The sequence below is a fragment of the Mucilaginibacter paludis DSM 18603 genome, assembly GCF_000166195.2.
GTDB lineage: Bacteria > Bacteroidota > Bacteroidia > Sphingobacteriales > Sphingobacteriaceae > Mucilaginibacter > Mucilaginibacter paludis.
Genome location: NZ_CM001403.1, coordinates 7498237 through 7511386 on the forward strand (window position 1 = coordinate 7498237; position 13150 = coordinate 7511386).

14 protein-coding genes are annotated in these 13150 nt (G+C 42.1%); 10 read left to right on the forward strand and 4 right to left on the reverse strand.

What is annotated here, in order from left to right:
- Positions 1-145 precede the first annotated feature (145 nt).
- From MUCPA_RS31850 to rlmF, 5 genes are all read left to right on the forward strand, one after another.
- Positions 146-1192 (forward strand): sensor histidine kinase, encoded by a 1047-nt coding sequence (locus MUCPA_RS31850; RefSeq protein ID WP_040628534.1) that lies wholly within the window; start codon positions 146-148, stop codon positions 1190-1192.
- Positions 1193-1327: 135 nt separating this feature from the next.
- Entirely contained in the window at positions 1328-2020 is a 693-nt protein-coding gene (locus MUCPA_RS31855; protein ID WP_008512262.1) for a basic secretory protein-like protein, read from the forward strand.
- Positions 2021-2084: 64 nt separating this feature from the next.
- Positions 2085-2396, forward strand: coding sequence for a nucleotidyltransferase family protein (locus tag MUCPA_RS31860; RefSeq protein ID WP_008512264.1), 312 nt, complete (start codon positions 2085-2087; stop codon positions 2394-2396).
- Between the two features lie 49 nt (positions 2397-2445).
- Complete coding sequence (locus MUCPA_RS31865) at positions 2446-2724, forward strand: HepT-like ribonuclease domain-containing protein (RefSeq protein ID WP_157544022.1); 279 nt, start codon at positions 2446-2448, stop codon at positions 2722-2724.
- A gap of 104 nt (positions 2725-2828) precedes the next feature.
- Positions 2829-3800 carry a 23S rRNA (adenine(1618)-N(6))-methyltransferase RlmF gene (rlmF, locus tag MUCPA_RS31870; protein WP_008512267.1) on the forward strand — a complete coding sequence of 324 codons (972 nt, stop codon included), beginning with the start codon at positions 2829-2831 and terminating at the stop codon, positions 3798-3800.
- 48 nt (positions 3801-3848) lie between these two features.
- On the opposite strand, the gene MUCPA_RS31875 is transcribed toward rlmF, so the two are convergent.
- On the reverse strand, positions 3849-4112 hold the full coding sequence (locus MUCPA_RS31875; protein ID WP_008512269.1) for a hypothetical protein: 264 nt from the start codon (positions 4110-4112) through the stop codon (positions 3849-3851).
- A 206-nt stretch (positions 4113-4318) separates the two neighbouring features.
- On the opposite strand from MUCPA_RS31875, the gene MUCPA_RS31880 reads away from it, so the two are divergent.
- The 4 genes from MUCPA_RS31880 (at position 4319) to MUCPA_RS31895 (ending at position 7916) form a co-directional block, all read left to right on the forward strand.
- On the forward strand, positions 4319-5005 hold the full coding sequence (locus MUCPA_RS31880) for a response regulator transcription factor (protein WP_008512271.1): 687 nt from the start codon (positions 4319-4321) through the stop codon (positions 5003-5005).
- Complete coding sequence (locus tag MUCPA_RS31885) at positions 5006-6355, forward strand: HAMP domain-containing sensor histidine kinase (protein WP_008512273.1); 1350 nt, start codon at positions 5006-5008, stop codon at positions 6353-6355.
- A gap of 107 nt (positions 6356-6462) precedes the next feature.
- Complete coding sequence (locus tag MUCPA_RS31890) at positions 6463-6972, forward strand: hypothetical protein (RefSeq protein ID WP_008512275.1); 510 nt, start codon at positions 6463-6465, stop codon at positions 6970-6972.
- A 17-nt stretch (positions 6973-6989) separates the two neighbouring features.
- On the forward strand, positions 6990-7916 hold the full coding sequence (locus MUCPA_RS31895) for a bestrophin family protein (RefSeq protein ID WP_008512277.1): 927 nt from the start codon (positions 6990-6992) through the stop codon (positions 7914-7916).
- Positions 7917-7989: 73 nt separating this feature from the next.
- Here MUCPA_RS31895 and MUCPA_RS31900 read toward each other — a convergent pair whose 3' ends face one another.
- Positions 7990-9282 (reverse strand): DEAD/DEAH box helicase, encoded by a 1293-nt coding sequence (locus MUCPA_RS31900; RefSeq protein WP_008512279.1) that lies wholly within the window; start codon positions 9280-9282, stop codon positions 7990-7992.
- Between the two features lie 107 nt (positions 9283-9389).
- On the reverse strand, positions 9390-10838 hold the full coding sequence (locus MUCPA_RS31905; protein WP_008512281.1) for an arginine deiminase family protein: 1449 nt from the start codon (positions 10836-10838) through the stop codon (positions 9390-9392).
- A gap of 83 nt (positions 10839-10921) precedes the next feature.
- Here MUCPA_RS31905 and argS point away from each other — a divergent pair, with 83 nt between their 5' ends.
- Positions 10922-12691 (forward strand): arginine--tRNA ligase, encoded by a 1770-nt coding sequence (argS, locus tag MUCPA_RS31910; protein ID WP_008512283.1) that lies wholly within the window; start codon positions 10922-10924, stop codon positions 12689-12691.
- A gap of 107 nt (positions 12692-12798) precedes the next feature.
- Here argS and MUCPA_RS31915 read toward each other — a convergent pair whose 3' ends face one another.
- Positions 12799-13092 carry a YXWGXW repeat-containing protein gene (locus MUCPA_RS31915; RefSeq protein WP_008512284.1) on the reverse strand — a complete coding sequence of 98 codons (294 nt, stop codon included), beginning with the start codon at positions 13090-13092 and terminating at the stop codon, positions 12799-12801.
- Positions 13093-13150 lie beyond the last annotated feature (58 nt).

The following is a 13150-nucleotide window of genomic DNA, read 5'->3' on the forward strand; positions in this document are numbered from 1 at the left end:
TATTACATTGCGATTGTTAAAATTAAGTTAAAAAGCCCGTTATAAAGTCGTATTTGTAGCGATGGTCGCTTTATTAGAGGCTTTCATCTCAAGCGCTGTAAACTCGGGTAATTTGTACGTTACTTTGTATTTTACAACGATAAAAATGATTATAAAGCCCTGGTTATATAAAACTATTCCTGCTATAATATGGCTGCTGCTTTTGGTATTGCCTTTTTTATCCAGTCCTTCCAATATCCCTCATGATGTGCACCAGATTTTTCTGATCAACATTTTTATCTCAAATATCTTATTGCTGTGTATCTTTTATATACACACCTATTGGGCGTATCCGCTATTCAAAAACAAGGGATTGGTTCGGTACTTTCTGGTATTGGTTGCGCTGTTGGCTGTTTACTGGCTGTACTGGGCATTTTTTTCACCCGCTCCGCCGCCTCACGAGGCCTTCCGCGGCCATCATTTTGATAAAGGCGGTAACAGAGGCCCAGGTGGCGGGCCGCATAGCTTTATGGCCGTGCTGTCTCCGCTCATCGCTATACTTTGCAGTTTTTGTTATAGGGTAATTATCGACAACGCATCGCGCGAGGAAATGATCAGGGAACGCGAAACCATCCATCTACGTACGGAGCTTAATTTTTTGAGATCGCAGATCAGCCCACATTTTATGTTCAATGTGTTGAATAACCTGGTAGCGCTGGCCCGTAAAAAATCCGATGCCCTGGAACCTGCCATTATGAACCTCTCGCAGTTAATGCGCTATATGTTATACGAAAGTGATGATAACCTGGTGCCACTTACCCGCGAGATTGAATACCTTAAAAACTATATCGAATTACAGCGGCTCCGCTTTAGCGATTCGGTTAAGGTGACCATGAATATTAATGGTGATCCGGGTTTAATCACTATTGAGCCGATGCTGCTGATCCCCTTTGTAGAAAACGCGTTTAAGCATGGTACCGGGCTCCTGGAAGAACCCGTTATTTTGATTTCTTTAGACATAAGCGATACTGCGATACAATTTAGGGCCCTTAATTCGGTAAACCTATTGGATGGATCGAAAGATAAAGGATCGGGCATTGGCCTGGCTAACGTTCAACGCAGGTTAGCTATTTTATATCCTGAAAAACACGAGTTGAGGATATTTAAAAGAGATAGTTCTTTTATTATCGAATTGACGATACAGCTATCCTGATTATACGCAGTTTTTTTATGACTTTTTTATTTGATAGAGTGGGCAGGGGCTTTTATGTTCAATAAAAACCACAGAGAAAACAGATTTAAGTCATAAATCGCTTACTTTTACTGCACCGCTTATCGTCAAAAAAAAATGAAAAAAATAATACTGCTGTTGTTATTGTTATCACCAGCCTTAAAAAGCCTGGCTCAGGCCAATCATACTTCCCCGATGGTGCCCGAGGAGACGAGGAAAAATGAAGACGGTTTGAGTCTCATTTTTTTCAGCAACGATACGGATTTTAGTCCGTTGATCAAGAAAAAACTACAGGACGCCTTTTTTGAGGTTTACCCGCGCGAAATGAAGCGCTTTAATGTTAGTGCGCCCATGAAGGTTGTATTCCAAATTGATACAGCTTACAAAGGCGTAGCGGAAACATCAAATGCTACGGTACGGTTTAATCCTGCCTGGTTTCGCCAGCACCCCGAAGATATTGACGTTGTTACACACGAGGTAATGCACATTGTACAAAATTATGGCGATAATAAGGTGCCGGGTTGGCTAACAGAAGGCATTGCCGACTATGGCCGTTATAAATTTGGCGTTAACAATAAAAGATCGGGTTGGAAATTACCCGATTATCAGCAGGGGCAAAAATATACAGATGCCTACCAAATAACGGCCCGCTTTTTAGTTTGGCTCGAGAAAAATAAAAGACCAACCATCGTAAATGAGTTGAATGAAGCGATGCGGTCAGGTACGTATACTCCGGCCCTATGGCAAAAACTTACCGGAAAAAATGTAGATGAGCTTTGGAAAGAGTATGATGATAAGATGGGGGCGTGATTGCCCGGTCTATATTTTCATAACAAGAAAGGTTTCGATTGATAAATATTGATTAATTTTAGTTATGCATACTACAGTTCAAAATAAACAAGGTTTAATCAGGTTGCTTCAGGAGAATAGCCAGAAGATAAAGAATTATGGAGTAGCAAAATTAAGCCTTTTTGGATCTTTTTCAACTGGTAATTTTAGACCTGACAGCGATGTGGATTTGCTGATAGAATTTGAGGCAGGAAAGAAGACCTACGATAATTTTATGGAATTGTCTTTTTTTTTGGAGGAATTATTTGGCAGAAGGGTAGAATTGGTAACCCCTCAATCCTTAAATAGATATATCGGTCCGCATATTTTAAATCAGGCAGAGCATGTTACCATCTAACGTATAGTTAATCAGGCATATCCATGACGAATTGGTTTTCGTGCTTGGGGTGACAACCGGAAAAGAACAGAATGAAATCGTAACTGATCCTATATTATCCAGAGCCGTTATCAGAAGTTTGGAAATCATTGGGGAAGCCAGTAGTAAATTGAACCCTGAATTTAAAGCCATGTATCCTCACGTGGAATGGCGCAAAATTACCAATACCCGCCACCGGCTAATTCATGATTATTTTGGTGTTGATTATGATATCGTATGGAATATCATCACTGATAAATTGCCAATTCTGAAAGTCTATATAGATGGAATAATTTCTGAGCATAGCTAAATACTTTTCAATAAAATTCTATCCTGTCAATTTTACCTATGTTATACAGGAATAGGCTATTTTTGCACAGACTAATTTTTTAACTCATTAAAAAGTTTCCTCTATTGCCTGATCAATACAAAGCCCGGCCCGACGAAAAAAGTGGCTTACATCCTCGCAACAAACACCGGTTCCGTTATGATTTTGAACAACTGATTCAAAGTTGCGTTGGCCTGGCGCGTTACGTTTCGCCCAACCAATATCAGGATCTATCCATTGATTTTAGTGATCCGGATGCTGTTAAAATGCTCAACAGGGCTCTGCTTACTCATTACTATCATATTGTTAACTGGGATATTCCTGCAGGTTACCTTTGCCCGCCCATACCCGGCCGGGCAGATTACATCCATTACCTGGCCGACTTATTGGCATCATGCAACAATAATGTTATTCCTATAGGTAATAAAATTAAAGCGCTTGATATCGGTGTTGGCGCCAATTGTGTATATCCGCTTATCGGCCATCGCGAGTATGGTTGGAGCTTTGTTGGCGCCGATGTTGATCCGGTAGCTATCCGCTCGGCGAAAAAAATATTAACAGCCAATGCCCACCTGGCCGAAAAGATTGAACTCAGGCTACAAACAAACGCCGCCGATATATACACCGGCATCATTAAACCCGGCGAAATTTTTGACGTTACCATTTGTAATCCTCCGTTCCATACCTCGTTGCAGGAAGCGGCGCAGGGTACCCGGCGCAAATTAAATAACCTGGGCAAGCCTGCATCTCAAAAACCGGTACTCAATTTTGGAGGCCAGAATGCCGAGTTGTGGTATCCGGGTGGCGAGGAGGCTTTTGTTAGGCGGATGGTTGAACAAAGCGCTCAAATGCCGCGGCAATGCTTGTGGTATACCACGTTAATTTCAAAAAAAGATAATTTGCCGGCTATATACCGGGTATTAAAAAGAGTTGGAGCATTTGATGTGCGCACCATCAATATGGCCCAGGGGCAAAAGGTAAGCCGCATTGTAAGCTGGACTTTTTTTAACGAACAGCAACAGCACGACTGGGCATTAAAACGTTGGAAGTTATCCTAAAGCTACACCGGTTCAATATTTTAATGAGCCGGTATAGCCTTTCATCAATTACTCTTCCTCGTCCTCATCTTCCTCATCGGCGCCACCATTTTCCTGGTAAAGCACAATACCTTTGCCTATGTTGTTAATTTCCTCATCGTTGTTAAACAAGGGCATTTCGGTTTCGGTATCCAGTTTTAGCCACACGTCGTCGGTGTCTTTCTGAATTTTGGCAAATTCAAGTCCATCCTTAAAAATGGTATATATATTATCCTCTTCCGGAAATACGGCATACGTAATTTCGCCTATCTCAATATCAAAAGGTTCTATCATCGTTTAATTTGTTTTAATAACCTTAGCTGTTTTTGTAAGCCGCAAAGTAAACAAAAGCCCGGCAAATTACGGCAAAAACCTATCGAAGTAATTATAAAGCCGTTGGTGCTTAAAACATTTTTACCTGCATATGCTTTTTAAGTGTTTCGTAACATGCATATTTGAAAAGCTGCGTGTTATATGCACTTTGTTTTATAAATTATTTGATGGCTGTACTATTAGTTGAAGATGAACCCAATATTGTATCTGTTATAAAACGGGGCCTTGCCGATTTTGGTTTTGAGATAAGCGTTGCCACCGATGGGTTAACGGCTTTGCAGATGACTATAGACCATCAGTTTGACCTGGTGATACTGGACGTGATGTTGCCATCGATGGATGGTATACAGCTATGTAAACACATCCGCGAACGCGACGAAAATATACCCATACTGATGCTTACCGCGCTCGACTCGACCGAGAATATTGTGACGGGCTTAAACAGCGGGGCCGATGATTATATGGTTAAACCCTTTAAAATGATTGAATTAGCCACGCGCTTAAAAACGCTGCTGAGGCGGGCCGGCGGGAATAGCATACAACAGCCGAAAAATATTTACCGTATAGCCGACCTTGAATTAGATGCCGATGCCAAAATTGCCTCGGTGAAGCAAGTACCCTTAAACCTTACTGCTACTGAGTACCGTTTGCTGGAACATTTTATAAAAAACCAGCGCAAAGTTTTATCGCGGATACAATTATTGGAGAGTGTTTGGGATATCGATTTTAATTTGGGTACCAACGTGGTTGATGTATATATTAACTATCTGCGTAAAAAACTGGATAGTAAAAATCCGGCCAAGTATATTCAAACCGTTTTTGGGATGGGCTATATGATGAAAGAGAGCGATTAAATGAAGATACAAACTAAAATAACCCTGCTTTTTTTAGCCTTTTCGGTAGCGATATTGTTATTGCTTAACGCATTTATTTTGTATTTTGAATACCAGTTTAATTATAAAGACTTTTATAAGCGCTTAGAAGCCCGTGTTAACCTAACGGCCCAAATCCGGTTGCTTGACAGCGAAAAGAGCAAAACCTACCAGGAAATACGTAATAAATATCTTGAAAAGCTGGATGCCGAAAAGGAGCAGATATTAAAGGCAGATACATCGGGCAAATTTGTGAACGCCGGCTTGCCTGCTGATTTTTTTGACAACCTGATAGCTGTTGGCAGCGATATCTATAAAGATGACAATCAGTTTTTTGCCGGAAGGGTTTTTACGCGGGGAGCCGAGAAGTACATGGTTGTGGTTTCGGCTTCAAACCCATACGGTTTGCAGGAGATACAGGAGCTGAAGAGGATATTGCTGATTGGTTTTTTTGGCTCGCTTATCGTTATTTTTTTTGCAGGGAAGCTGTTCTCGTATTATACCTTTATCCCGGTGCGCCAGCTGAACGATAAAATGCAAAGCATTACATCAAACAACCTGCACTTGCGTTTGGAGCCGGCGGGCACGGATGAACTCGCCGAATTGGCCAATACATTTAATGATATGCTTAACCGGCTGGAAACCGCTTTTGAAACGCAGAATAATTTTGTGAGCAATGCATCGCACGAATTGCGTACCCCGCTAACCATTATCAACAGCGAGCTTGAAATTGCCTTAAGGCGTGGCGATAACAGCCCAAGCCAGCTCGCGTTGTTAAACACCATACATGCCGAAAGCGATAAGCTTACGCAGATATTAAACAGCCTTTTATTGCTGGCGCAATCCGGTTACGATGGTAAAAAGCAAAGCTGGCAAAAAATACGCATTGATGAATTGATATGGCAGGCGGTTGAATCGGTAAAAAAAATTCATCCTGAAAGTAATATCCAGGTTGATTTTTCGGCACTGCCAGATAACGAGGAAGCTTTAAATACCCTTGGCAACGGCAATTTATTAAACCTGGCCATTACCAATATCATCAATAATTCGTGTAAATATTCGCAAAACAAGCTGGTAGTTATTAAACTAAGCGTGCAAAGTAAAAAAATTATCATAGCGGTTACCGATAAAGGTATTGGCATACCGGCCACCGAATTACAACATATTTTTGAGCCGTTTTTTAGGGCCTCAAACACGCACGACTATAATGGGCATGGCGTAGGCTTGCCGCTTGCGCTTAATATTATCCGTTTGCATAAAGGTTCGATAGGCATACGGTCTGAAGTGAACGTTGGTACCGAGATCCAGCTATTTTTGCCTTCAATGGTATAATTAACATTCTAATCAAATTCTAATAAGTCTCTTAGAGCTTATTAATTATTGGCGACTACTATTGTATCAAACAATAATAGATCACACACTCAAATAATTAATTAGCTATGAAAACGATCCTCATTCCAACAGATTTTAAAGTAGAGTCGCTTAACTGTATTTCCGACTTGTTTAAAAGAGTTTACCCAGAAAAGTTGAACATCATCCTTGTACACATGCTGGATATTACCGATTCTATACAGGAGTTGCTGATGCTATCCAGGCGCTCAACAGAATATAAACATATTTCGCCTGAGTTTTATAAAGCTTTAGCCCAAATTAAAGCCAATTATGCCGATAGGCTGGACCGTGTTAACATAGAGTTTTTCTTTGGCAGCACAGTAGCGGTATTTAAAAACTTTTTAGAAGCTAACCAGGTAGATTCTGTGGTGTTACTAAACGATTACCATTACGATATGCTTACCGAGGATGGTATCGATCCGCTATTGCTGGTTAACCGGAGCAAGGCGCATGTAATTCACCTGGATTGGAACCCGGTTATTAAATATACATTGCCTAAATTAAAGCAAGCCGTTACAACACCGGCCCCTGTTCTGATTGAGAGTAATAGTTATTAATTGTAAAAAAAAGGCTTATGTTACTAAAAAAGAATATCCCGATCAGTTATGTTTTCGGCAAAATTAAGTTAGAGATTGCTTTGTTGGCTATTTATTCCGTGGCGGTTTATGTTGCCCACACCTACCTCAACTTTCCGGGAGTATCTATCCCTATAGCCATACCAAGTATTTTGGGTACCATTATATCGTTGCTGCTGGCTTTTAGGTCAAACCAGGCTTACGATAGGTGGTGGGAGGCCCGCACGCTGTGGGGAGCCATCGTAAACGATTCGAGATCGTTTGCAAGGCAGGTATTAACCTTCGTTGATAACTCCTACGACGACGAAGACAAGCGTGTATTAAAAGAAAGGATGATAAAAAGGCAAATGGCCTGGTGCTATAGTTTAAGCTGCCATTTGCGTGGCCAAAACGCGCACTACTGCGTTAGTAAATATATTACCGAGGAGGAAAAGCAAAGTATAGATAACATGAACCATGTACCGCTGGCGCTGATGGACCAGCACGGGAATGATTTGAGGTTGTTAATGCGCATGGGCTGGATTAACGAATACCAGCAAGTAGCTATGGACGAAACGTTAACCCGTTTTTCAAACGCCATGGGTGGTTGCGAACGCATCAAGAATACGGTTTTCCCGGTAACCTATAGCTTTTACGTTCATATTTTAGTATTGCTGTTTGTGCTGATGCTGCCTTTTAGCTTAATTGAGTTATTCGGCGTATTTCAAGTTCCGCTGGTAGTTGCCATCTCATCTTCGTTCTTTTTGATCGAAAAAATGGCCATCCACCTGCAAGATCCATTTGAAAACAAGCCTACCGATACCCCAACCACGGCTATAAGCTATAAAATAGAGCAGGATTTAAAACAGTTGCTTCGTGATGAGTCGCCAAAAGAAAGCGAACCAAACAGACCCGTAGATAAAAGCACCATATACTATATTTTATAATTGATACCCCGTTTTAAACCTGGGCCCTGCGCAAAAACGCAGGGCTTTTTTTATTGGCTGTACTGGCTGGGCCTTAGCCGTGTTTCTTTTTCTTATTCATTTTAGCCTTGGTGCCTGCGCTAAAATTATAATCCTTTTTATTGCTTTCCTTTTTCTCGTGGAAAGCCTCTCCTCGCATTTCCGTATCGGGCTTTGGCGTAACTTTTTTCTTTGCCGTTTCCTTTTCCTCATTGGCAACAACCAGGTTTTCGGGTAATTCGTCTACTGGTATTTTATGCCCTATGGAATGTTCTATCTTTTTAACGGTTCCAAGTTCAATATCTGTGGCAAAGGTAATGGCTATGGTTTCCTGCTCATCCTGCCTTTTAATAATGCGCTCAATAAAAGTTTCTTTTTCATCAGGCAGTTCCAGGTGAATCATAAACGGAACATCGCTTACATCCAAAAAGCCCTGCAATTCGTTAGCTATAATCAATATCCGTTTATCGGTTTGCTCCTTAAAGTCTGTGATGTTCTCAAATCCGGGCGACTCAAAAAACAAAGGGTTTAATATAGCAGCTTGTTTTTTTAAGCTGTGCGTAAAGCTATTCAGTATTTTCTCAGCCGTCAGCCTCGTATTTACAAATACCAGGGTCTGTGTAAATACTTCTTCGTCCTGCATTAACAAATTAAGCAGGTTGATTTTTGTGCGGAAGTTAGGCACATGGTATAACACCTGATCCAATATTTCGGCCTTCGCCTCTCCCAGGTCGTCAATCTCAATAATGGCAGGTGCATTCATAAAAGGATCAATCATGTGTTCCAGTTTGCCATGCAGCACTTCTGTAAATACCAGGTGCTGGCATTTGGTAATGCTATTGGCCAGCTCGTTAACCGGTAGTTGTAAGCCTTGCTTAACAATGGCATCGGCATCGTCAACAATAAAAATGATGATCTTGTTAAGGTTGAGGCCCAGCTTCAGGTAAATGGCACGCGCCCTGTCGGGAGTAGCCACTACAATATCGGCACCATCTGCCAGTGCATTCATCTGCGCCTCAATACCGGGGGCGGCGTATAAGCTAACCACCCGGATGGTATCATTTTTATTTAAAAGCTCAAACTGCTCGGTTACAGCCAAAACACGTTCCTTATCAGGCACCAATATCAAAGCCCTCGGCGCTTCTTCAACACCATATTTTAAACGCATTAACACCCCTAAAATATAAGTAGTTGTTTTGCCGCAACCTTCGGGGCCTATGCCTATCATGTCTTGTCCGCCAATAATACGCGACAATGATTTGGCTTGTATCTCTTTAGGTGTTAAGTATCCTGCATCCGTTACGGAGCGTACCAATTGTTTATTTAACTTTAATTTATCTGACCACATTATTTGCAAAGGTACAGAAAGTTAGCTATTGAGTTATTGGTTATTTATCGGGGCCGTAAATCAGGTAGTTAAGCTAAGCCAATAAGAGAACCATTAATGCCTATCCATTAACCCGTGATTGCATCACGATAGATGGGCATACTCATGCAATGGAAACCGCCCCGGGCTCTTGATAGCTCTGCCGACGGCATCAATATTAAAGTATCTTTTATCGTTTCAGTTGATAATTCGCCGCTTTCCAGTTTTTTGAGCAGGTCTGCCACCTTAATTATTTCAAAGCCATGTTGTTCAAATGCTTCAACGGTTTTATCGTTCCGGTCGTAGGCTAAAACTACACCTTCTTTTAAGGCCAGCAGGTTGCAGGAGTCGGTCCATTGCTCACGCGAATCGTAGGGGAACTGGTTATGGCCCGAGTAAATAAATTGTGTTGCTTCCGTACTATGCAGATCATTGCGGCTGATGTCATCCAGCAACTGCTCTAAATTATCAAACCGGCGTGGTATATCTGTTTTGCCTTTAGTAAACTGGATAATCTCGGGTTTATCTTTCGGCTTAAGGTCGCCAAAGTGGCTTATCGGGTTTTCCGGGTTAACGGCTTCCTCATCAAATAACGATTTCAACAATACCCATACATTACGTTTTACCTGGGTAAAAACGGTGTCCAGGTGCATGAAGTTTCGTTTCTGCGGTATTTTGATGATGGTTACCTTTTCCACCACATTGTTTTGAAACAGCAATTTGATAGCCGCGTTTGCGCCCAGGGTTGATGTGCGCTCGCTGCAACCTATCAAAACATGGTTATCACTCACCACCATCACGTCGCCACACTCCAATGTGGTTTTCTCGCAGCTTTCGTCAGCCGTTTGCAGAAACTGCTCCATGCTTTCGGGAATCTCGATCAGCTTATCGCGATAAGCGGAAAACAAGGGGTGATTAAAAAAGATGTATCTTACCAGTAGTGTTTCGCGCAGGCGGGCACGCTTAGCCGGTTTGCTAATCAGTATATAATTATTGATAGCCACGCCCACATCTCTCGAAAAAATAAAATTAGGCACCGGGGCAAATATGAGCTGATTGCCAATAAAGCCGGAAAGAAACACTTTGGCTAATTCAACCGGATCGGTATCAACCAGGTTTTTCTGCAGGCCATAAGTTCCGTTTTCCATAGCGCAAACTGCCGCTACCAGCTTCTCTTTAGTTTGTTGATCGGTTAAGATGTCGGCTAAGAGGGTTTGAAATTCAATTACTTTATTAGAATTATGGAACCCGGCGTTGTCAGGTTTAAAGAAAGACCGTTGAGCGGCAGCGCTGCTAATGGCATCAAGTTTGCCCTTAATTTTATCTGGATCCAGAAAATAAAGCAGCACTTTAACGTAGTAGTCGTATTCTTTTCCGCGGATGGTGTCCAGGTGCACAATATCTTCAAAAAGCCAGTCTTGCGCCTTGTTGGGCACAACCTTGCCGAGGCCCCCATCGGGGCTGTGGATTAATAAGCAGCGCAGGTCGCCGATTTCAGAACGGTTGTTGATTTTAAAATTTTCCGATTTCAGTATCATAGAATTTATAGGTGGACGCAAAGCTATCAGAATTTAACCACATTAATTCTGGTAGGTTAGGTCAATTTGATTAATTTTGACGAATGGATTTCATAGTTGATGCAACCCTTAAAGCTGTAAAGGCATTATACCAAACTGATATTGCTGCCGCCGATGTAAACTTACAACAAACCCGTAAGGAATTTGAAGGGCAGGTTACCATTGTTACCTTTCCGTTTGTAAAATTCTCGCGTAAATCGCCGGAGCAAACCGGGAAGGAGATAGGCGAGTTTATTGAGAATGAGGTAGCCGATGTTTCGGGCTTTAACGTGATTAAAGGTTTTTTGAATATCAGTATTACCGATGCGTATTGGATAAAGCAACTGTATACCGAAATAGCAGGCGATGGCTTTGGCACTTTCCCCGCTAAGGGAGAAAAAGTAATGGTTGAATATTCTTCGCCCAATACCAATAAACCTTTACACCTGGGGCACATTCGTAATAATTTATTAGGATACTCGGTAGCCGAGATATTGAAGGCTAACGGGTATGATGTAATTAAAGCCAACCTGGTTAACGATAGGGGAATCCATATTTGTAAATCAATGCTGGCCTGGCAAAAGTTTGGCAATGGCGAAACGCCGGAGTCTACAGGTTTAAAGGGTGATCATTTGGTTGGTAAATATTACGTTGTTTTTGATCAGCAATATAAAAAGCAGATTGACCAATTAAAAGCGGAAGGGCAAACCGAAGATGAAGCCAAAAAGAATGCTCCATTTATTATCGAGGCCCAGCAGATGCTCGAAAAGTGGGAGGCCGGCGACCCGGAAGTGATCAGCCTGTGGGAAACCATGAACGGTTGGGTGTATGCCGGTTTTGCCGAGACTTATAAAAAGCTGGGTGTTGATTTCGATCAGTATTATTACGAATCGAAAACTTATTTATTAGGGAAGGATATTGTTGATGAGGGCCTGGCCAAAGGCGTTTTCTTTAAAAAAGAAGATGGTTCGGTTTGGATAGACCTCACCGCCGATGGCCTTGACGAAAAACTGGTACTTCGGGCAAACGGTACATCGGTGTATATTACACAGGATGTTGGTACTGCGCAGCTAAAATATAACGACTACCATATGGATAAATCCATTTATGTAGTTGGCAACGAGCAGGATTACCATTTTAAGGTTTTATTCCTGATTTTGCAGAAATTGGGCAAGAGCTGGGCACAGGGGCTGTTCCATTTATCGTATGGTATGGTTGATTTGCCATCGGGCAAAATGAAATCCCGTGAGGGTACCGTAGTTGATGCCGACGATTTGATGGCCGAAATGGAGCAGACAGCTAAAGCTCAAACCGAATTACTTGGCAAGGTAAATGATTTTGATGAGGATGAAAAAAAGCAATTGTACCATAATATAGGTATGGGCGCTTTGAAGTACTTTTTGCTTAAAGTAGAGCCCAAAAAACGTTTGTTGTTTGATCCTAACGAATCAATAGATTTTCAGGGCCATACAGGGCCGTTTATCCAATATACACATGCCCGTATCAAGTCGGTATTGAAGCGTGCCGGTTTTAAATCTGGACAAACTAATGGTGGTACTAAGGAATTAGATACCGTTGAAAGGGAGTTGATATTGGCCCTTAACCAATATCCGGACGCCATTATGCAGGCGGCAAGAGACTATAGCCCGGCTATTATTGCCAATTACGTTTACGAACTGGCAAAAACATACAACAAGTTTTACCAGGAAAAACCAATTTTAAAGGCCGAAGACGAAATTATTATGCAATTCAGATTGGAACTGTCTGCAGCTTCCGCCAAAATTATCAGTAAAGCGATGAGCTTATTGGGGATCAATGTGCCGGAACGGATGTAGTTAGCCTTTGAGTTTTGAGTCCCGAGTTCAATAGCCTTGAGTTAGAGCAACTTTTCTAACTCAAGACTCCGGCCTCAGAACTCCCGGCTCAAGACCTCCGGACTAAACTACCTCCAATGCCCTCTGTCCCAAACGTAACCTCCGGGCGCGGGGCGCCAATGTCCTTCAACCCAAACCCGGCTGCTGGCACGTACGTAGTAGCCGTGGGTGCGCACATATCTTCCATCGCGCCATACCCATTCTCCGGGGATCCAAACAGCACCATCGTATGGCGGGGCCGGACGTTCGTATACAATTTCGGCGGGCCTTTCGTGTACCACAAAAGATGCCCTGGTGGCACAGCCCGCAAAAAGCGCAGCCGATACCGTTATTATAGTGCAAATTCTTGAAATGGTTTTCATCGTATGTAATTATTGATATGAATACGACGAATGTTTTTTTCAAAGGTTCAAATCTTGA